General features: G+C 65.8%; 22 protein-coding genes. 2 read left to right on the top strand and 20 right to left on the bottom strand.

Features of this window, described 5'->3' with window-relative positions:
- Window positions 1-13: 13 nt before the first annotated feature.
- A complete protein-coding gene (locus tag ASD94_RS08070) occupies window positions 14-787 on the bottom strand; it encodes a Nif3-like dinuclear metal center hexameric protein (protein WP_056641070.1) in 774 nt (257 codons plus the stop codon).
- A 139-nt stretch (window positions 788-926) separates the two neighbouring features.
- Between ASD94_RS08070 and ASD94_RS08065 the strand changes: the two genes are divergently transcribed.
- Window positions 927-2,075 carry a S1C family serine protease gene (locus ASD94_RS08065; protein ID WP_056641067.1) on the top strand — a complete coding sequence of 383 codons (1,149 nt, stop codon included), beginning with the start codon at window positions 927-929 and terminating at the stop codon, window positions 2,073-2,075.
- A gap of 346 nt (window positions 2,076-2,421) precedes the next feature.
- Here ASD94_RS08065 and tatC read toward each other — a convergent pair whose 3' ends face one another.
- From tatC to ASD94_RS07985, 16 genes are all read right to left on the bottom strand, one after another.
- Complete coding sequence (gene tatC / locus ASD94_RS08060; protein WP_056641064.1) at window positions 2,422-3,216, bottom strand: twin-arginine translocase subunit TatC; 795 nt, start codon at window positions 3,214-3,216, stop codon at window positions 2,422-2,424.
- 59 nt (window positions 3,217-3,275) lie between these two features.
- Window positions 3,276-3,740, bottom strand: a complete 465-nt coding sequence (gene tatB / locus ASD94_RS08055; protein ID WP_056641061.1) for a Sec-independent protein translocase protein TatB — start codon at window positions 3,738-3,740, stop codon at window positions 3,276-3,278.
- Between the two features lie 52 nt (window positions 3,741-3,792).
- On the bottom strand, window positions 3,793-4,035 hold the full coding sequence (gene tatA, locus ASD94_RS08050) for a Sec-independent protein translocase subunit TatA (RefSeq protein ID WP_056641058.1): 243 nt from the start codon (window positions 4,033-4,035) through the stop codon (window positions 3,793-3,795).
- Between the two features lie 106 nt (window positions 4,036-4,141).
- Window positions 4,142-4,498: a histidine triad nucleotide-binding protein gene (locus tag ASD94_RS08045; protein ID WP_056641055.1), complete on the bottom strand. Its 357-nt coding sequence runs from the start codon at window positions 4,496-4,498 to the stop codon at window positions 4,142-4,144.
- 236 nt (window positions 4,499-4,734) lie between these two features.
- Window positions 4,735-5,772, bottom strand: a complete 1,038-nt coding sequence (locus tag ASD94_RS08040) for a patatin-like phospholipase family protein (RefSeq protein WP_056641050.1) — start codon at window positions 5,770-5,772, stop codon at window positions 4,735-4,737.
- Window positions 5,765-6,151, bottom strand: coding sequence for a hypothetical protein (locus tag ASD94_RS08035; RefSeq protein WP_056060250.1), 387 nt, complete (start codon window positions 6,149-6,151; stop codon window positions 5,765-5,767). Before ASD94_RS08035 ends, ASD94_RS08040 begins: the two co-directional genes overlap by 8 nt.
- Window positions 6,148-6,522 carry a phosphoribosyl-ATP diphosphatase gene (locus ASD94_RS08030; protein WP_043566048.1) on the bottom strand — a complete coding sequence of 125 codons (375 nt, stop codon included), beginning with the start codon at window positions 6,520-6,522 and terminating at the stop codon, window positions 6,148-6,150. The genes ASD94_RS08035 and ASD94_RS08030 overlap by 4 nt, the downstream gene beginning before the upstream one ends.
- A gap of 20 nt (window positions 6,523-6,542) precedes the next feature.
- Complete coding sequence (gene hisI / locus ASD94_RS08025) at window positions 6,543-6,941, bottom strand: phosphoribosyl-AMP cyclohydrolase (RefSeq protein ID WP_199226458.1); 399 nt, start codon at window positions 6,939-6,941, stop codon at window positions 6,543-6,545.
- 124 nt (window positions 6,942-7,065) lie between these two features.
- Complete coding sequence (gene hisF / locus ASD94_RS08020) at window positions 7,066-7,866, bottom strand: imidazole glycerol phosphate synthase subunit HisF (RefSeq protein ID WP_056641044.1); 801 nt, start codon at window positions 7,864-7,866, stop codon at window positions 7,066-7,068.
- A gap of 7 nt (window positions 7,867-7,873) precedes the next feature.
- Window positions 7,874-8,614 carry a 1-(5-phosphoribosyl)-5-[(5-phosphoribosylamino)methylideneamino]imidazole-4-carboxamide isomerase gene (gene hisA, locus ASD94_RS08015; protein ID WP_056641041.1) on the bottom strand — a complete coding sequence of 247 codons (741 nt, stop codon included), beginning with the start codon at window positions 8,612-8,614 and terminating at the stop codon, window positions 7,874-7,876.
- A gap of 65 nt (window positions 8,615-8,679) precedes the next feature.
- Window positions 8,680-9,357, bottom strand: a complete 678-nt coding sequence (gene hisH, locus ASD94_RS08010; RefSeq protein WP_056641038.1) for an imidazole glycerol phosphate synthase subunit HisH — start codon at window positions 9,355-9,357, stop codon at window positions 8,680-8,682.
- 51 nt (window positions 9,358-9,408) lie between these two features.
- The gene (hisB, locus tag ASD94_RS08005; protein WP_056641035.1) at window positions 9,409-10,047 is read right to left on the bottom strand and encodes an imidazoleglycerol-phosphate dehydratase HisB; all 639 of its coding nucleotides are present in this window, start codon (window positions 10,045-10,047) and stop codon (window positions 9,409-9,411) included.
- Window positions 10,044-11,165: a histidinol-phosphate transaminase gene (gene hisC / locus ASD94_RS08000; RefSeq protein WP_056641032.1), complete on the bottom strand. Its 1,122-nt coding sequence runs from the start codon at window positions 11,163-11,165 to the stop codon at window positions 10,044-10,046. The genes hisB and hisC overlap by 4 nt, the downstream gene beginning before the upstream one ends.
- Window positions 11,162-11,614 (bottom strand): PIN domain-containing protein, encoded by a 453-nt coding sequence (locus ASD94_RS07995; RefSeq protein WP_056641029.1) that lies wholly within the window; start codon window positions 11,612-11,614, stop codon window positions 11,162-11,164. Before ASD94_RS07995 ends, hisC begins: the two co-directional genes overlap by 4 nt.
- Window positions 11,615-11,628: 14 nt before the next feature.
- Window positions 11,629-11,853, bottom strand: coding sequence for a hypothetical protein (locus tag ASD94_RS07990; RefSeq protein ID WP_015012682.1), 225 nt, complete (start codon window positions 11,851-11,853; stop codon window positions 11,629-11,631).
- A gap of 54 nt (window positions 11,854-11,907) precedes the next feature.
- Window positions 11,908-13,362, bottom strand: coding sequence for a PLP-dependent aminotransferase family protein (locus tag ASD94_RS07985; protein WP_056641025.1), 1,455 nt, complete (start codon window positions 13,360-13,362; stop codon window positions 11,908-11,910).
- A gap of 151 nt (window positions 13,363-13,513) precedes the next feature.
- Between ASD94_RS07985 and ASD94_RS07980 the strand changes: the two genes are divergently transcribed.
- Window positions 13,514-13,924: a DUF2917 domain-containing protein gene (locus tag ASD94_RS07980; RefSeq protein WP_056641764.1), complete on the top strand. Its 411-nt coding sequence runs from the start codon at window positions 13,514-13,516 to the stop codon at window positions 13,922-13,924.
- Here the strand turns inward: ASD94_RS07980 and hisD are convergent.
- Genes hisD through murA form a run of 3 tightly spaced genes read right to left on the bottom strand, consistent with a single transcriptional unit; the run spans window position 13,911 to window position 17,249 of the window.
- On the bottom strand, window positions 13,911-15,293 hold the full coding sequence (gene hisD / locus ASD94_RS07975; RefSeq protein WP_056641023.1) for a histidinol dehydrogenase: 1,383 nt from the start codon (window positions 15,291-15,293) through the stop codon (window positions 13,911-13,913). The genes ASD94_RS07980 and hisD overlap by 14 nt on opposite strands.
- A gap of 22 nt (window positions 15,294-15,315) precedes the next feature.
- The gene (gene hisG, locus ASD94_RS07970; RefSeq protein WP_056641761.1) at window positions 15,316-15,963 is read right to left on the bottom strand and encodes an ATP phosphoribosyltransferase; all 648 of its coding nucleotides are present in this window, start codon (window positions 15,961-15,963) and stop codon (window positions 15,316-15,318) included.
- A gap of 11 nt (window positions 15,964-15,974) precedes the next feature.
- A complete protein-coding gene (gene murA / locus ASD94_RS07965; protein ID WP_056641019.1) occupies window positions 15,975-17,249 on the bottom strand; it encodes a UDP-N-acetylglucosamine 1-carboxyvinyltransferase in 1,275 nt (424 codons plus the stop codon).
- Window positions 17,250-17,305: the final 56 nt, after the last annotated feature.

The following is a 17,305-nucleotide window of genomic DNA, read 5'->3' as shown; positions in this document are numbered from 1 at the left end:
GTCTTGCCATGGACTACGCGGGGTTGTCGATCTCGATGAACTCGTGGCTGAGTCCGCACTGGTCCGCCACATGGGCCGCCACGGCGGGGGCCCCATAGCGCTCGGTGGCATGGTGCCCAGCGGCAATGAAGCTCACACCCGTCTCGCGCGCCAGGTGGGCTTGCGGCTCGGAGATTTCACCGGTAATGAAGACATCTGCCCCCGCAGCAATGGCCGATTCGAAATACCCCTGCGCCCCCCCCGTGCACCATGCCACGCGGCGCACGGGGCGCTGCACAGAGGCACCACCACCCGCCTCACCCGGCGACACCAGGGTCACGGGGCGGCCCAGCGCCTTGGCGACGTGGTCGGCCACCGCCTGGGCATTCTCAAACGCCGCAGGCGCCGCAAAGCCAAGGTCCTGCTCGCCAAACCGCGCATCGGCCGCCCAGCCCAGAACCCGGCCCAGCTGCGCGTTGTTGCCCAGCTCGCCATGGGCATCGAGCGGCAGATGGTAGGCAAACAGGTTGATGTCGTGCGCCAGCAGCAGCTGCAGCCGCTGCTTCATCCAACCCGTGACACGGCCATCCTGCCCGCGCCAGAACAGGCCGTGGTGCACAAAAATGGCGTCGGCCTGCGCGGCAATGGCGGCCTCGATCAGCGCTCGGCTGGCCGTGACGCCGCTCACCACACGCTGGATCTCGGCCTTGCCCTCGACCTGCAGGCCGTTGGGGCCGTAGTCCCTGAAGCGCTCGGGTTGCAGCAGGCTGTCAAACGCCTGCAAAAGTTGACTGCGGGGAATGCTCATGCCTCTATTGTGGCGCGCCGTCATCACCCCCACATTGGGAGACAATGCCACGACGGAGCGAACGCCCGGGCCGCCACGGCGAACCGGCAGACCGCGCCCCCCTCGTCCCACCCCGTTCCACCACCGGTAAGCACATTACATGAAGCGACTCTGGCTGCTGTTTTCCCAGTCCGTGACGGTCCTCGTTGCGGCCTACTTTGTTGTTGCCACGCTCCAGCCCGACTGGCTGGGCCGGGGCACCACACGCTCAGGGGCAGGCATTGCACTGCTGGAGGCACCCGCCGCGCCGTCATCCCAGCCGGTGGCAGGCAGCTTCAGCGCCGCAGCCCGCAAGGCGGCACCTGCCGTGGTCAGCATCAACACCAGCAAGGAAGTGCGCCACCCGCGCAGCAACGACCCCTGGTTCCAGTTCTTCTTTGGCGACCAGGGCAGCCAGGCGCAAGCCGGTCTGGGCAGCGGCGTGATCGTGAGCCCCGAGGGCTACATCCTGACCAACAACCACGTGGTGGAAGGCGCGGACGAGATCGAGGTGACCCTTACCGACAGCCGCCGCGCCCGTGCGCGCGTGATCGGCACCGACCCCGACACCGACCTGGCCATCCTCAAAATCGAACTCGACAAGCTGCCCGTGATCGTGCTGGGCAATTCCGACGCCTTGGACGTGGGCGATCAGGTGCTGGCCATCGGCAACCCCTTCGGTGTGGGCCAGACGGTCACCAGTGGCATCGTGAGCGCGCTGGGCCGCAGCCAGCTGGGCATCAACACCTTTGAAAACTTCATCCAGACCGACGCGGCCATCAACCCCGGCAATTCGGGCGGTGCGCTGGTTGATGTGAACGGCAACCTCATGGGCATCAACACCGCGATCTACTCGCGCTCCGGCGGCAGCATGGGCATCGGCTTTGCCATTCCCGTTTCCACAGCCCGCATGGTGCTCGATGGCATCGTGAAGGATGGCCAGGTCACGCGCGGCTGGATCGGCGTGGAGCCCAACGAACTCTCGCCCGAACTCGCAGAAACCTTTGGCGTGAAGAAGGCCACCGAGGGCGTGATCATCACCGGCGTGCTGCAGGACGGCCCCGCCGCCCAGGCCGGCATGCGGCCCGGTGACGTGATCGTGCAGGTGGACGGCAAGGCCGTGAGCAACGTGTCGCAGCTGCTGACCGCCGTGGCAGCGCTCAAGCCCGGCCAGGCGGCGGCGTTTGACGTGCAGCGGGCTGACAAGCGGGTGGAGCTGAGCATCAACCCGGGCGTGCGCCCCCGGCCCCAGCGCAATGTGAAGCGCTGACGCCTGCGCAGGCCCGGATCGTTCTTACCAACGCCGGGCACGAGTCGTCAACGCAGCGAGGTGTGGGGCTAGATCGGCGAAGGGTGGCAGCCTCGATGGCCTTGGTGCAAGGTCAGGCGGGAGTAAAGCACAGGCCAAGCGGACGAGATCGAATGACGCATGTCATGCCAACGCGTGTGCAACCAACCCCCACATAGCACTATGAAAAATAGTGCTGCCAGCGCATATGGCACTAGCGCTTGCAGCTATTTTTATTCAATATTCCCTTCCACAGCCTGGGCGAAGCCCCAGGGACGCGATCTGCGCCGACCCCGTGGCAGCCCCGTCCGCCTGCCAAGCCAAAGGGTCAGGATGCGGAAGCGGACTCGCCAGGCTCTTCGGGCGCCTGGGTGTGCTTGATGAAGATCTGTGCGGCCCAGATGCCCACCTCGTACAGCAGGCACATCGGCACGGCCAGCGACAGCTGCGACACCACATCGGGCGGCGTCACGACGGCAGCCACCACAAAGGCCAGCACAATGAAATAGCCGCGAAACTCGCGCAGCTTCTGCACGCTCACGATACCCATGCGCGCCAGCACCACCACGGCAATCGGCACCTCGAAGGCCATGCCGAACGCCAGGAACATGGACAGCACAAAACTCAGGTAGGCCTCGATGTCAGGTGCCGCCGTGATGCTCTTGGGCGCAAAGCTCTGGATGAAGGCGAACACCTGGCCAAACACCAGGTAGTAGCAAAACGCCACGCCGATGAAGAACAGCAGCGTGCTGGAGATCACCAGCGGCAGCACCAGCTTTTTCTCATGCGAATACAGGCCGGGCGCCACAAAAGCCCAGATCTGCCACAGCACAAAGGGCAGCGCCAGCAGGAACGCCGACATCAGCAAGATCTTGAGCGGCACCATGAAGGGCGAGATCACCGAGGTGGCGATCAGCGTGGCCCCCTTGGGCAGATGGGCCACCAGGGGGGCGGCCAGAAAGTCGTACAGCGCGCCGGGGCCCGGGAAGAAGAACAGGATCGCCGCCGCGATGGCGATGGCGATCATGGCCTTGACCAGGCGGTCGCGCAGCTCCATGAGGTGCTGTACGAACGGCTGCTCGGTGCCGGCCAGTTCGTCTTCTTTGGAGGGGGTTTCGGACATGGTGGGTTTTCGTGGGCGTCAAGGCCGCCCATGCAGCGCAGGGGGCGCGGCAGGCTGCGTCAGTGGAATTTTTGGGGGCGATAGCGTGCTACGCGGGCTGCGCCAGACTGTGCCTTGGTGCGCACACCGCTGCGCGCCTTGTACCACTGGGGCACCGCGCCGCGCTTGAGGCGCCAGTTCTTGCCAGGGTGCTTGTAGGCAGGCACCACGGCCGCCTGCTCACGCAGATCGGCGTTGCTGCTGGAATCGATGGCTTCAGACCAGTCTTTCTCGAACTCGCTGGCGCTGGTCTGGATGGTGTTGTGCACGTCGCGCGCGGCGTTCTCCACCGTGTCCTTCATCTTCTTGAGCTCGTCGAGCTCCATGGACCGGTTGACCTCCGCCTTCACGTCGGAGACATAGCGCTGCGCCTTGCCCAGCAAGGTGCCGACGGTGCGGGCCACGCGGGGCAGCTTTTCGGGGCCGATGACGATCAACGCCACGGCACCGATCAGCGCCATTTTGGACAGACCAATATCAATCATGGATCAGGCGCCCGTGCAAGGCAGGCAAAGGCTGCAGGTCAAGGGCACCCGCTCAGCTCTTTTGCTTGGCTTCGACATCGATGGTGGTCTTGTCGGCAGCCTGGCTGTTGGCCACCTGGCCAGCGGGGGGCGTGGAAGCAGCGGGAGCGTCAGACGAGCCATCCTTCATGCCGTCCTTGAAGCCCTTGACGGCGCCGCCCAGGTCGGAGCCCATGTTCTTGAGCTTCTTGGTACCGAACACCATCACAACGATCAACAGCACGATCAGCCAGTGCCAGATGGAAAAAGAGCCCATGAAATATCTCCTAACGAATTGCAATCATTTTAGACGGGGGGCGTGACAGGAGTTCAATGTCGGGACATGCCGGCACCTCTGTATCTGCCCTGATCGTCAGCCTGGTTCAGCTTTTGAGCCACGGGCGGGGGCCGCCCATCACGTGGATATGCAGGTGGTGGATTTCCTGCCCACCTTCAAGCCCCGTGTTTACCACGACGCGAAAGCCACCATCCGGGTACGGGTTGCAGCCCTGCTCCAGCGCCAGCTTCGGCGCCAGCGCCATCATGCGCCCCAGCATGCCAGCGTGCTCCGGGGTGACCTGTGCCATGGAAGGGATATGCAGCTTGGGCACCATCAAAAAGTGCACCGGCGCCCACGGGTGGATGTCGTGGAAGGCGAAGATTTCTTCGTCCTCATAGACCTTCTTGGAAGGAATCTGGCCCGCGATGATTTTGCAGAAAAGGCAGTTCGGATCGTGCATGGAAGGGATCGGAGCAAAGGAAATCAGGGGTACAGGCGCGGATCAACCCAGAGGGCGCCTCGCGCGCGAGCGAGGGATGTCCTGCATAACCCTCGCGAGGCGGTGGTAGTGCGGATCGGGATGGGCCGCAAGGCGTCTTTTTGCAGCCAATAGCCCGGCTATTGGCAAGAAAAGCAACGCAGCGGACCGCCCGAGACCGCGCTATCACAGACCGCAGGGAGTTATGCAGGACATCCCTAGGCATTGTCAGCGATCTTGATGCTGGGGCGCACGCCCACGTCCTTGCGGTGCGCATGAAGCCAGTCCTGCCCCGCTGTGCGGCCCAGCGCAAACAGCTTGCGCACAAAGGCCAGGTCCGCGCGCAGCTTGCTGTCGGCCCCAAAGGGCGCCAGCACCGAGCCGCCATCGATGCGGTGCATGCGCACGCTTTTGTAACGGCGGGCGTCGAGCTTGCCCTCGGCGAGCAGGCGGCGCACAAACTCGATGGCGCGCAGCTCGGCCAGCAGGCTGGCGTTGAAGGTGACTTCGTTCATGCGCTCCATGATCTCGGAGGCGCTGCTGGGCACGTCCAGGTGCTCCACGGGGTTGATCTGCACGAGCAGGATGTCCGAGGTATCGGTCTGGTAGATCAACGGATGCAGCGCGGGGTTGCCGGAATAGCCGCCGTCCCAGTACGCCTCGCCTTCGATCTCGACCGCCTTGAACAGCATGGGCAGGCAGGCCGATGCCATCACGGCATCGGCACTGAGCCGGGGCCCAAAGAAAATCTCGCCCCGGCCGGTGCGCACATTGGTCGCACACACAAACACCTTGGGGCCGACCACGCCGGTGCGGGCGGAGCACAGCAGGCTGAAATCCACCTCGCGCTCCAGCAGCTTGCGCAAGGGGTTGATGCCCAGCGGATTGGTCTGGTAGGGCGAGAACCACTGCGACATCATGCCCACCAGCGGGTTGGCAGCGGACAGGGGCGTTCCCCAGGTCAGACTGCCCAGCGCGCCCACCCCTTCCCACAGGCGGGTGAGCGACTCGCGGGCCGAGGCGCAGCCCGCCAGGTGGGCGTCTTCGGGGTCCTTGTGCTGCTGCGCGGCCTGCGCAAACCCGTGCGCCAGGGCCACCGCGTTCATGGCGCCTGCGCTGGTGCCACTGACACCGTCAAGCTGCCATTGACCGTCCTCCAGCAGCGCATCCAGCACGCCCCAGGTGAGCGCGCCGTGCGAGCCGCCGCCCTGTAGCGCCAGGTTCAGACGCGGGCGGGGACGACCTGCTTCAGGCATCCACGGCCTGGCTCTTGTTCATGGCGACCATGCCACGCACGATGCGGTACAGGAACCAGATGGAGATCAGGCCCCAGGCGATCCAGCCGGGCAGGAAGAACAGCAGCCACAGCGGCGCGGTGACGATGTAGAGCACGCCCGCCCAGATCACGGTGCGGATGCGCCACGAGAAATGGTTGGCCTGCCAGGTGCCTTCGGCATCGCCTTTTTTCACCAGGTCGATCACCAGCGCCACGATCAGTAGCGCAGCGCCGGGCTGTGCGCCCGGGATGACCGCCCCGAGCGCCACGATCAGGTGCAGCACATAGCTGACCCAGCCAATGGCCTTGAGGTCCTCGGCCTTCTGGTCGTTGGTCTGCACATCAATGATGTCGCTCACGGCGTGCCTTCTTCGGCAGCGCGCTCCGCCACCTTGCGCAGGGCCTTTTCCTCGATGCCGCTGGTGCCTTCGCGGCGCTCCAGCTCGGCCACCACATCGGCGGGCGTGAGACCGTAATGGGCCAAAGCCACCATGGTGTGGAACCACAGGTCGGCCACTTCGTAGACGATCTTGGACTTGTCGGCGCCGTGGTCCACGTCCTTGGCAGCCATGACCACCTCGGTGGCCTCTTCCCCGATTTTCTTCAGGAAGGCATCGGGCCCCTTGTGCAGCAGGCGCGACACGTAGCTGGTGGCCGGGTCGCCGCCGTTGGCGGGCTTGCGGCTCTCGATGACGGCGGCCAAGCGCGCCAGGGAATCGTGGGAACTCATGGTCTTGTCGTCCATTGCCATTACTTGTAGATGGATTCGGGGTCTTTCAAGACCGGATCGACCGCATGCCAGGCACCGTCTTTGAACACGCTGAAAAAGCAGCTGTGGCGGCCGGTGTGGCAGGCAATGCCGGGCTCGTGGCCTTTCTGGGTGACCTTGAGCAGCACCACATCGTTGTCGCAGTCCAGGCGGATCTCGTGCACCGTCTGCACGTGGCCGGACTCTTCGCCCTTGAACCACAGCTTCTTGCGCGAGCGGCTGAAGTACACGGCACGGCCCAGTTCAGCGGTTTTCGCCAGGGCCTCGCGGTTCATCCACGCAAACATCAGCACGTCGCCCGTGCCCTGCTCTTGCGCAATCACGGGCACCAGGCCCTGCGCATCCCATTTCACTTCGTTGAGCCAGTTCATGAGAGCCATTGTCGGTGATCCGGGTGGCGCGCCCGTGCCCGCCAGGGCGTGCATCCACAATTTTCAGGCATTTTTGGCCGCTAGCGCAGACATTACATGCGCCAGCAGCTATCAAATCAGGAGTGAATATTGATCACATCCGCACGGGAATGCCACGCTCTGCCATGCGCTGCTTCGCCTGGCCCACGGTGTATTCGCCGTAGTGGAAGATGCTGGCGGCCAGCACCGCGTCGGCGCCGCCGGTCTGGATGCCGTCGGCCAGGTGGTCGAGATTGCCCACGCCGCCCGAGGCGATCACGGGCACGCTCACAGCATCGCTCACGGCGCGGGTCAGTTCCAGGTCAAAGCCCGCCTTGGTGCCGTCGCGGTCCATGCTGGTCAGCAGGATCTCGCCCGCACCGCGCTGCGCCATCTCGGTGGCCCAGGCAATGGCGTCCAGGCCCGTGTTCTTGCGGCCGCCGTGGCTGTACACATCCCAGCCCGCACCCACCGGCTGACCGTTGGCGCCCAGGCGCAGCGCGTCTTCGGCCGAGCGGCGCTTGGCGTCGATGGCCACCACGATGCACTGCGCGCCGTACTTGGTCGACACGGCGTTGATCACCTCAGGGTTGGCAATGGCGGCCGAATTGAAGCTGGTCTTGTCCGCACCGGCATTGAGCAGGCGGCGCACGTCGTCCACGGTGCGCACACCGCCACCCACGGTGAGCGGAATGAACACCTGGCTGGCCACGGCCTCGATGATGTGCAGGATGAGGTCACGGCCATCGCTGGTGGCGGTGATGTCCAGGAAAGTCAGCTCGTCAGCGCCCTGCGCGTTGTAGCGCGCGGCAATTTCGACCGGGTCGCCTGCGTCGCGCAGCTCGACGAAATTGACGCCCTTGACCACACGGCCTCCGGTGACGTCCAGGCAAGGGATGATGCGTTTGGCGAGCATGCAGTCCTTAGCCGTTCAGTTCGTCGGCACGCGCTTGCGCTGCGGCAAAGTCCAGGTCGCCGCTGTAGATGGCGCGACCACAGATCACGCCTTCGACGCCTTCGTCTTCCACCGCGCACAGCTGCTCGATGTCGGCCATGTTGGACAGGCCGCCCGATGCGATCACGGGGATGCTCAAAGCCTGGGCCAGCTTCACTGTGGCGTCGATGTTGATGCCCGACAACATGCCGTCGCGGCCGATGTCGGTGTAGATGATGGACTCGACGCCCCAGTCCTCGAACTTCTTGGCCAGGTCCACCACCTCGTGGCCGGTGAGCTTGCTCCAGCCGTCGGTGGCCACCTTGCCGTCCTTGGCGTCGAGCCCCACGATGATGTGGCCGCCGAAGGCGCTGCACGCGTCCTTGAGGAAGCCGGGGTTCTTCACGGCCGCCGTACCGATGATCACGTAGCGCAGGCCGCCGTCGATGTATTTCTCGATGGTGTCCAGGTCGCGGATGCCGCCACCGAGCTGCACCGGGATATCGGACCCGACCTCTTTGAGGATGGATTTGATGGCGCCGTAGTTCTTGGGCACGCCCGCGAAGGCGCCATTGAGGTCCACCAGGTGCAGGCGGCGTGCGCCGGCATCCACCCACTTGCGCGCCATGGCGGCGGGGTCTTCACCAAAGGTGGTGGATTGGTCCATATCGCCTTGCTTGAGGCGTACGCAGTGGCCGTCTTTGAGGTCGATGGCGGGGATGAGCAGCATGGTGGTGAAGTTCGGGTGAAAAAGGGCGAGACGCAGCTCGGCCCGAACGGGTGGGGGTTAAGGGATCAGGGATTCCAGTGCAGAAAATTGCGGTACAGGGCCAGACCGTGCTCCGCGCTCTTCTCCGGGTGAAACTGGGTGGCAAAAATATTATCGCGTGCAACCGCGGCAGCAAACCAACCGCCGTAGTCGGCCTGCCCTGCGCAATGGGCAGGATTTTGCGGCACAGCGTAGAAACTGTGCACGAAGTAGAAGTAACTGTTGTCCGGCACGCCCGCCCACACCGGGTGCACGCCGCCGCCATGGTGCGCGTGGGGCATCTGCCGCACCTGGTTCCAGCCCATCTGGGGCACCTTAAAGCGGCTGCCATCGGGCTGGGTGCGGCCTGCCAGGTCGAACTTGAGCACGTCGCCAGGGATCAGGCCCAGCCCAGGGGTGTCCCCCTCGGCGCTGTGGTCCAGCAGCATCTGCATGCCCACGCACACGCCAAACATCGGTTTGGAGGCAGCGGCTTCGAGCACCGATTCCTGCAGACCGGACTCGCGCAGCTCGCGCATGCAGTCGGGCATGGCGCCCTGGCCTGGCAGCACGATGCGCTGGGCGGCCCGCACGTCTTCGGGGCGCTGGGTGACGACCACGGTCCAGCCCGTACCCTCGGCGGCGGCCTGCACGGCCTGCGACACCGAGCGCAGGTTGCCCATGCCGTAGTCCACGACCGCCACTGTTTTTGCTTCCATATTCATAGCTGCTAGCGCATACAAATCAAGCGCTTTCGCCCGATTTGGCTGAAAAATTCACAGAGAACCCTTGGTGGAGGGGATGACACCGGCCGAGCGCGGATCGCGCTCCAGCGCCGCACGCAGCGTGCGCCCGAACGCCTTGAAGAGGGTCTCGCACTGGTGGTGCGCGTTGACGCCCTTGAGGTTGTCGATGTGCAGCGTCACGCCCGCGTGGTTCACAAAGCCCTGGAAGAACTCGAACACCAGTTGTGTGTCCAGCTGGCCGATGCTGCCCGCCGTGAACTTCACGTCCATGTGCAGCCCGGGGCGGCCCGAAAAGTCCACCACCACGCGCGACAGCGCTTCATCCAGCGGCACGTAGGCATGGCCGTAGCGGCGAATGCCCTTCTTGTCGCCCACAGCGCGCGCAAAGGCCTGGCCCAGGGTGATGCCCACGTCTTCCACCGTGTGGTGGCCGTCGATGTGCAGGTCGCCTTCGCAGTCGATGTCGAGGTCGATCAGCCCGTGGCGGGCGATCTGGTCGAGCATGTGGTCGAAGAAACCGATGCCGGTGTGCAACTTGGCTTGGCCGGTACCGTCGAGGTTGATGCGCACGCTGATGCGCGTCTCGGCGGTGTTGCGGCTGACCTCGGCGATGCGGTCGGCCATCGGGTCAGCCGATGGGGCGGAAGGTACGAGTGCGGAGGAAGTCATAGGGAGGCTTGGAGTGCGGCCAGCATCTGCGCGTTGTCTTCGGCATTGCCTACGGTCAGGCGCAGGCAGTTGGCCAGCAATGGGTGCATTGTAGAAACGTTCTTGACCAGCACCTTGCGGTTTTTCATGCCCTCGTAGGCCTTGGCGGAATCCGCCACACGCAGGAGGACCATGTTGGCCTCGCTGTCCCAGCACTTTTCGACCCCGGGCATCTGGCGCAGCGCGGCGATGAGTGTGGCGCGTTCGGCACGGATTTCGGCGGCCTGGGCGGCGAAAACCTCGGCATGTTCCAGCGCAAACAGGGCGGCCTCGCAGTTGAGCACGCTCACGTTGTAGGGCGGGCGCACCTTGTCGATCTCGCTCACCAATGCGGCGGGCCCGATGAGGTAGCCCAGGCGCACGCCTGCCAGGCCAAACTTGCTGAGCGTGCGCATGAGCAGCACGTGGGCGTTGCGCGCGGGTTCGGCGCGCATGCGATCGATCCAGGTGCGGCTGGCAAAGGGCTGGTAGGCCTCGTCCATCACCACAATGCCGCCCTGCGCGCCCGCGGCGTCGATGATGCGCTGCACTGCGCCCTCGTCCCACAGCGTAGCCGTGGGGTTGTTGGGGTAGGCGATGTAGGTGATGGCCGGCTGGTGCTTTGCGATGGCAGCCAGCATGGCGGGCTCATCCAGCTCAAAGTCGGGCGTGAGCGGCACGCCAACAAAGTCCAGCCCCTGCAGCTGCGCGGACAGCGGGTACATCACAAAACCCGGCATGGGCGCCAGCATGGTGGCGCGCTGGCCCGTGCCTGGCTGTGCGCAGGCCAGCGCCAGCAGGGTGATGAGCTCGTCCGAGCCGTTGCCCAGCACGATGCCGTAGCCTTCGGGCATGCCGGCGTACTGCGCCAGGGCGGCCTTCAGGTCGGCAATGCGGTCGCCGGGGTAGCGGTTGAGTGCCACCGTGCCCAGGCGCTGACCCAGCGCGGCCTGCAGGTGCGCGGGCAGGCGGAAGGGGTTCTCCATCGCGTCCATCTTGAGCATGCCGGTGGAGGGCTGCACGACATAGGAGTGCATGGCGCGCACGTCGGGGCGGATGCGGGCCAGGGCCTGGAGGGGGGACGACGCGGGAGTAGTCATTCGGTGGTGTCCAGTTCGTTGGGGGTGACGAGGAAAGGGTTGATGGGGCGCACGGCGTCCATCGGCTGGTCGTGCGGCAGTGCCTCGGTCAGCAGGTAGCGGCAGCCCTGCTGGTGGGCGGACGAGAGGATGAGCGCATCCCAGTAGCCCAGGCGGTAACGGTCCTGCAGGTCCCAGGCGCCGTCCACGGTGTACGAGTCAAGGTGCGGCGGCAGCCACACACGCAGGCGGCGGACCTGGGCGCGCACCTGCTGCAGCACGTGGGGGCCGTCAAAACGCTGGATGGCCTGGTTGTACAGCTCGTTGAGCACCTGCGAGCTGATGCGGCCGCTGCGCATCTGCCAGCAAAAGGCGACCCATTCACGCGCCCGCGCCTGGCGCTCGGCATCGCGGTCGTCCACGCTGGCGAGCAGGATTTCGGTATCGACAAAGATGGGGACGGTGGCCATATGGTCTTCCCTGTTCAGCGCAGGAACAGGGTTTCGCGCGGCACATAGGGCCCGCTGGACGCGCCCCAGGATTCAAACCCCAGCGCCTCGCGCATGGCCTGGGCGTAGGCGTCCTCCTGGCGCATCTTTTCGGCCAGCCATTCACCGAGCAGGCGCGAGACGCTGCTGCCGCGCTTGGCGGCTTCCACGCGCACCCATTCGGCAACGGTGTCGTCCATGGTCACGGTGATGTTTTTCATGGATCAAATATTACACGAACTTCGTGTTCCACGAACTTCGTGTTGTTTTTGAATTCACACTGCCTTGCGCGGTGCCCCGCTTTGCAGCATCCGGCAGGCCATGTCGCCCACGGTGCGCAGGGCCTCCAAGTGCGCGGGCGACCAGTCGCCGCCAACGCCGATGCGCAGGCAGTTGCGAAACCGACCGCTGGCGCTGAACACGGTGCCGGGCGCGATCAATATCTGCCGGGCCAGGCAGGCTTCGTGCAGTTGCACCGAATCGAGCGCGCGCGGCAGCTCCAGCCACAGCAGCAGGCCGCCGGGCGGGTCGCTCACGCGCGTGCCTTGCGGGAAATGCGCCGCAATCACGTGGCGCACCTCGTCCATGCGCGCTGCCACGGCCGTGCGCAGCTGGCGCATGGCGGCGGCGTGGCCCGCCTGGGTGATGAGGTCGGCCAGCGCCAGCTCCAGCACGGCCGACTGGCCGCCGGCCTGCAGGTCCTTGATGGCGCGCAGCTTCTCGGCCCAGCGACCGGCCTCCAGCCAGCCAAGGCGCAGGCCCGGCGCCAGCGTCTTGGAGAACGAGTCGCACAGCATCACGTGGCCCGTGGTGTCGTACGACTTGACGGTGCGGCGCATCTCGTCCACCTCGACCAGGTCGTTGTAGATCGCGTCCTCGATCACCGCCATGTCGTACCGCGCCGCCATCTGCACCAGGCGCTTGCGCTCGGCCTGCGGCATGCAGCTGCCCAGCGGGTTGCTGAGCGTGGGCACCACCATCACGGCCTTGACCGGCTGGGTGTCCAGCGCCAACTGCAGCGCATCGAGCGACAGGCCGTGGCGCGGGTGGGTGGGAATCTCCAGCGCCTTGAGGTGCAGGCCCTGCAGCACCTCCAGAAACGAGAAATGCGTGGGTGACTCCAGCGCCACCACGTCGCCCGGCTGCGTCACGGCGCGCAGGCACAGCGCAATGCTGTCCATGCAGCCGCCGGTGATCACGATGTTCTCGGGGTCCAGGCTGCAGCCCAGGCTGACGGCGTAGCGCGCCAGGGCACGGCGCGCGTCTTCGTGGCCCGATGAACCGGGGTAGGTGCACAGCAGATTGCGGTGGCGCTGCGCGGCACGCACCACGGCGCGGCGCACGCGGTCGGGGTTGAACAGCTCTGGGCCCGGCGTGCCGCTGCTGTACGAAATGATGTCCACCGGCTGTTTGCGCCCCAGGATGCGCTGACCCAGCCAGTCCACCGAGACCTCGCGCGGGCGGCGCATGGGGCGCGGAGTACTGGGCTCGGGCAGGCTCACCGGCCGCGCCGCCACAAAAAAGCCCGAGCGCGGTCGCGCGGTGATCAGGCGCGCATCCTCCAGCCAGTGGTAGGCCTGCACCACCGTGGTCTGCGCCACGCCGTGCTGGCGCGCCAGCTCGCGCACCGAGGGCAGCTTCTCGCCGCGCGCCAGGGTGCCGTTGCGGATCAGCTGCGCAAGCTGCTCGGCGATTTGCAGGTACAGCGGGGGTGCGTCATCGGTGGCCATGCTGCATTCTGTACTGGCACCTTGGCAAGCAGACAGTACAGAAATGACCCAGTGCGTACAGTACAGATGGGCTGGTTCACTGTTCTGTACTGGGCCAGATCGCACGCGCCTGTGGCTGGTGGCGCGCAGCAGCTGGCCGCACAGTGAAGGCATGAAAACGCTGCACACCCCCACCCCGCCGTCGCCCACGCTGCCCACCCAGCCTGCGGTGCCCCTCACCCTGCAATGGAAGCGCCAGCCCCTGCCGCCGCTGCAGGCCGTCCAGGTGCTGGACTTCCGCGCGGGCGAGATCGCCCTGCTCGAAGTGGAACAGGGCCGCGTCTGGGTGACCTGTGATGGTCTGCTGGAAGATTACTTTCTGGAGGCCGGACAGCGCCTGTCGTTCGCCGGACCGGTGCGGCTGCGCGTCAGCGCCGAAGGCCACCGGCCTGCAAGGCTGAGCTGGGCGCAGCACCGGGCAGTGGAAGGAGCCGCCTGTCCGCCTGCACCCGCCGCATCTCAGCCCAAGGCGTCGGCACCCACACAGGGTGCCCTGCCCCGGGGGGCGATCAGCGCGGCTTGACCCCAGCCTTGAGCCGCATCTCGGCCGCCTGCGCGTGGGCCTGCAGGCCCTCGCCGTAGGCCAGCTCGGCAGCAATCGTGCCCAGCACCTGGGCACCGGCTTCGCTCACTTCGATGATGCTGCTGCGCTTCTGGAAGTCGTACACGCCCAGCGGGGACGAAAAGCGTGCCGTGCCGCTGGTGGGCAGCACGTGGTTGGGGCCCGCGCAGTAGTCGCCCAGGCTTTCGGAGGTGTAGGCCCCTAGAAAGATCGCTCCGGCGTGGCGCAGCAAAGGCTCCCAGCGGTGCGGGTCAGTGCTGCTCACTTCCAGGTGTTCCGGCGCAATGCGGTTGCTGATCGCACAGGCTTCTTCCATGTCCTTCGTCAGGATCAGTGCGCCCCGGCCATTGAGGCTCTTGGCGATGATCTCGGCGCGCGGCATGGTGGGCAGCAGGCGGTCGATCTCGCGCTGCACGGCGTCGAGGTAGGCGGCGTCGGGGCACAGCAGGATGCTCTGGGCCAGTTCGTCGTGTTCGGCCTGGCTGAAGAGATCCATCGCCACCCAGTCGGGCGGTGTGGTGCCGTCGGCCAGCACCAGGATCTCGCTCGGGCCCGCGATCATGTCGATGCCCACGGTGCCGAACACGCGCTTCTTGGCGCTGGCCACGTAGGCGTTGCCAGGGCCGGTGATCTTGTCGACCTTGGGCACGGTGGCCGTGCCGTAGGCCAGCGCGGCCACGGCCTGGGCGCCGCCGATGGTGAAGGCTCGGGTCACGCCCGCCACATAGGCGGCCGCCAGCACCAGCTCGTTGCGCTCGCCCTTGGTGGAGGTGCCCTCGCCCGCTCCGCCCGTGGCCACGCTGCCGCGCACCGGCGTGGGCACGACCATGATGATTTCCTGCACACCCGCCACATGGGCCGGGATGGCGTTCATCAGCAGGCTCGACGGGTACGCGGCCTTGCCGCCGGGCACGTAGATGCCCACATGGTCCAGCGGCGTGACCTTCTGGCCCAGCAGCGTGCCGTCTTCGTCGCGGTAGCTCCAGCTTTCGCCAGAGGCTTTCTTCTGTGCCTCGTGGTAGCTGCGCACGCGCTTGGCGGCGGCCTGCAGCGCGTCGCGCTGGGCCTGCGGAATGGCGTCGAACGCGGCCTTGAAGTCGGCTTGCGTCAACTCCAGCGCCGCCATATTGGAGGCGCTGAGGCCATCAAAGCGGGCTGTGTACTCCAGCACGGCCGCGTCGCCGCGCTTTTGCACATCGGCCAGGATGTCGGCCACGCGCTGCTCGATGGCCGCGTCGGTGTCGGCAGACCAATGCAGGCGGGCTGCAAATTCAGCCTCAAAAGTGGCCGCAGTGGTGGACAGACGGGCGGGAGCAGCTACCAAAGTCATAGTGTCAGTCGTTGGAGGTGGATCAGTTCTTTTCGGCCGGTATGGCCGAGGCAAACGCATCGATGATGCGGCGCAGCGGCGCCTGCTTGAGCTTGAGCGCGGCCTGGTTCACGACCAGGTAGGAGCTGATGTCCATGATGCGCTCGACTTCGATGAGGTTGTTAGCCTTGAGGGTGTTGCCGGTGGAGACCAGGTCCACGATGGCATCGGCCAGGCCCGTGAGCGGCGCCAGCTCCATGCTGCCGTAGAGCTTGACCATGTCCACGTGCACGCCCTTGCTGGCAAAGAAGTCGCGCGCAATGCCGGTGTACTTGGTGGCGACCTTCAGGCGCGAGCCCTGCTTGACCGCCTGGGCGTAGTCGAAGTCGTTGCGCACGGCCACGCTCACGCGGCACTTGGCAATGCGCAGGTCCAGCGGCTGGTACAGGCCCTGACCGCCATGCTCAATGAGGGTGTCCTTGCCAGTCACGCCGATGTCGGCGCCGCCGTATTCCACATAGGTGGGCACGTCGGTGGCGCGCACCAGCACCACGCGCACGTTGGGCTGGTTGGTGGGCAGGATGAGCTTGCGCGATTTTTCGGGGTCTTCGAGCACCTCGATGCCTGCGGCGGCCAGCAGCGGCAGGGTTTCGTCAAAGATGCGGCCCTTGGAAAGCGCCAGGGTGATCATGTTGCTGCTGCTCATGCTCTTACTCGTTCGATATCAGCGCCGATGCCGCGCAGTTTGGCTTCCATGCAGTCGTAGCCTCGGTCCAGGTGGTAGATGCGGTCCACCACGGTTTCGCCGTCGGCCACCAGGCCCGCGATGACGAGGCTGGCGGACGCGCGCAGGTCGGTGGCCATCACGGTGGCGCCGGACAAGCGGGGCACGCCTTCGATGACCGCCACCTTGCCATCCACCTGGATTTTGGCGCCCAGGCGAACCAGCTCGTTGACGTGCATGAAACGGTTTTCAAAAATGGTCTCCGTCACCGTGGCCGTGCCTTGGGCAATGCAATTGAGCGCCATGAACTGCGCCTGCATGTCGGTGGGAAAACCGGGATATTCGGTGGTGCGAAAGCCCTGAGCCTTGAGCGTGGCACCGCCTGCGCTTTGCACGCGGATACCACCGTCCACCGCTTGCACAGTGGCACCGGCTTCGCGCAGCTTGTCGATGACGGCGTCGAGGTGGTCGGCGCGGCCATGGCGCAGCACCACATCACCGCCCGTGGCCGCCACCGCGCACAGGAAGGTGCCGGCCTCGATGCGGTCGGCCACCACGCGGTGGGTGCAGCCGTGCAGTTGGTCCACGCCCTGGATGCGGATGCGGCTGGTGCCGTGGCCTTCGATCTTTGCGCCCATGGCGATCAGCATCTCGGCCAGGTCTGAGATCTCGGGCTCTTGCGCGGCGTTTTCGAGCACCGTTTCGCCCTCGGCCAGCGCGGCGGCCATGAGGAAATTTTCGGTGCCCGTCACCGTGACCATGTCGGTGGTGATGCGGGCGCCCTTCAGGCGCTTCCAGCCGGCGGGCAGCTTGGCGATCATGTAGCCGTGTTCGACCACGATCTCGGCGCCCATGGCAGCCAGGCCCTTGATGTGCTGATCCACCGGGCGCGAGCCAATGGCGCAGCCGCCGGGCAGCGACACCGTGGCCTCGCCAAAGCGCGCCAGCAGTGGGCCCAGGGCCAGCACGGAAGCGCGCATGGTCTTGACCAGCTCGTAGGGCGCCTCGGGCGTGCTCAGCGCGCTGGCGTTGATGCGCACCGTGCCGTCATCGGCCCGCTCCGCCGCCACACCCATGTTGCGGATCAGCTTGAGCATGGTGCTCACGTCCTGCAACTGGGGCACGTTGAGCAACGTCACGGGCTCGGCCGTGAGCAGGGCGGCGCACAACTCCGGCAAGGCGGCGTTCTTGGCGCCGGAGACCAGCACCTCGCCTTGCAAGCTGCGTCCGCCACGAATCAGGAGTTTGTCCATCTCAAATCACCAAAATTGGGTCAAAAGTGCCGCTTGCGCTAGTGGAACATGCGCCA

This window comes from Acidovorax sp. Root70, assembly GCF_001428225.1.
Classification (GTDB): Bacteria; Pseudomonadota; Gammaproteobacteria; order Burkholderiales; family Burkholderiaceae_C; genus Acidovorax.
Note: the sequence above shows the minus strand (reverse complement) of the source record. Positions and strands in the feature narration are given on the sequence as shown.

What these genes read in the sequence shown, in the direction of transcription:
- tatC (WP_056641064.1), bottom strand. Translation starts at nt 3,216, where the DNA reads ATGTCCGAAACCCCCTCCAAAGAAGACGAACTGGCCGGCACCGAGCAG.
- hisC (WP_056641032.1), bottom strand. Translation starts at nt 11,165, where the DNA reads ATGACTACTCCCGCGTCGTCCCCCCTCCAGGCCCTGGCCCGCATCCGC.
- hisH (WP_056641038.1), bottom strand. Translation starts at nt 9,357, where the DNA reads ATGAATATGGAAGCAAAAACAGTGGCGGTCGTGGACTACGGCATGGGC.
- ASD94_RS07990 (WP_015012682.1), bottom strand. Translation starts at nt 11,853, where the DNA reads ATGAAAAACATCACCGTGACCATGGACGACACCGTTGCCGAATGGGTG.
- tatB (WP_056641061.1), bottom strand. Translation starts at nt 3,740, where the DNA reads ATGATTGATATTGGTCTGTCCAAAATGGCGCTGATCGGTGCCGTGGCG.
- ASD94_RS07995 (WP_056641029.1), bottom strand. Translation starts at nt 11,614, where the DNA reads ATGGCCACCGTCCCCATCTTTGTCGATACCGAAATCCTGCTCGCCAGC.
- ASD94_RS07985 (WP_056641025.1), bottom strand. Translation starts at nt 13,362, where the DNA reads ATGGCCACCGATGACGCACCCCCGCTGTACCTGCAAATCGCCGAGCAG.
- hisI (WP_199226458.1), bottom strand. Translation starts at nt 6,941, where the DNA reads ATGGCTCTCATGAACTGGCTCAACGAAGTGAAATGGGATGCGCAGGGC.
- hisF (WP_056641044.1), bottom strand. Translation starts at nt 7,866, where the DNA reads ATGCTCGCCAAACGCATCATCCCTTGCCTGGACGTCACCGGAGGCCGT.
- hisD (WP_056641023.1), bottom strand. Translation starts at nt 15,293, where the DNA reads ATGACTTTGGTAGCTGCTCCCGCCCGTCTGTCCACCACTGCGGCCACT.
- ASD94_RS08030 (WP_043566048.1), bottom strand. Translation starts at nt 6,522, where the DNA reads ATGAGTTCCCACGATTCCCTGGCGCGCTTGGCCGCCGTCATCGAGAGC.
- hisB (WP_056641035.1), bottom strand. Translation starts at nt 10,047, where the DNA reads ATGACTTCCTCCGCACTCGTACCTTCCGCCCCATCGGCTGACCCGATG.
- tatA (WP_056641058.1), bottom strand. Translation starts at nt 4,035, where the DNA reads ATGGGCTCTTTTTCCATCTGGCACTGGCTGATCGTGCTGTTGATCGTT.
- hisG (WP_056641761.1), bottom strand. Translation starts at nt 15,963, where the DNA reads ATGATCACCCTGGCGCTTTCCAAGGGCCGCATCTTTGACGAAACCCTG.
- ASD94_RS08070 (WP_056641070.1), bottom strand. Translation starts at nt 787, where the DNA reads ATGAGCATTCCCCGCAGTCAACTTTTGCAGGCGTTTGACAGCCTGCTG.
- ASD94_RS08065 (WP_056641067.1), top strand. Translation starts at nt 927, where the DNA reads ATGAAGCGACTCTGGCTGCTGTTTTCCCAGTCCGTGACGGTCCTCGTT.
- hisA (WP_056641041.1), bottom strand. Translation starts at nt 8,614, where the DNA reads ATGCTGCTCATCCCCGCCATCGACCTCAAAGACGGCCACTGCGTACGC.
- ASD94_RS08045 (WP_056641055.1), bottom strand. Translation starts at nt 4,498, where the DNA reads ATGCACGATCCGAACTGCCTTTTCTGCAAAATCATCGCGGGCCAGATT.
- ASD94_RS08040 (WP_056641050.1), bottom strand. Translation starts at nt 5,772, where the DNA reads ATGCCTGAAGCAGGTCGTCCCCGCCCGCGTCTGAACCTGGCGCTACAG.
- murA (WP_056641019.1), bottom strand. Translation starts at nt 17,249, where the DNA reads ATGGACAAACTCCTGATTCGTGGCGGACGCAGCTTGCAAGGCGAGGTG.
- ASD94_RS07980 (WP_056641764.1), top strand. Translation starts at nt 13,514, where the DNA reads ATGAAAACGCTGCACACCCCCACCCCGCCGTCGCCCACGCTGCCCACC.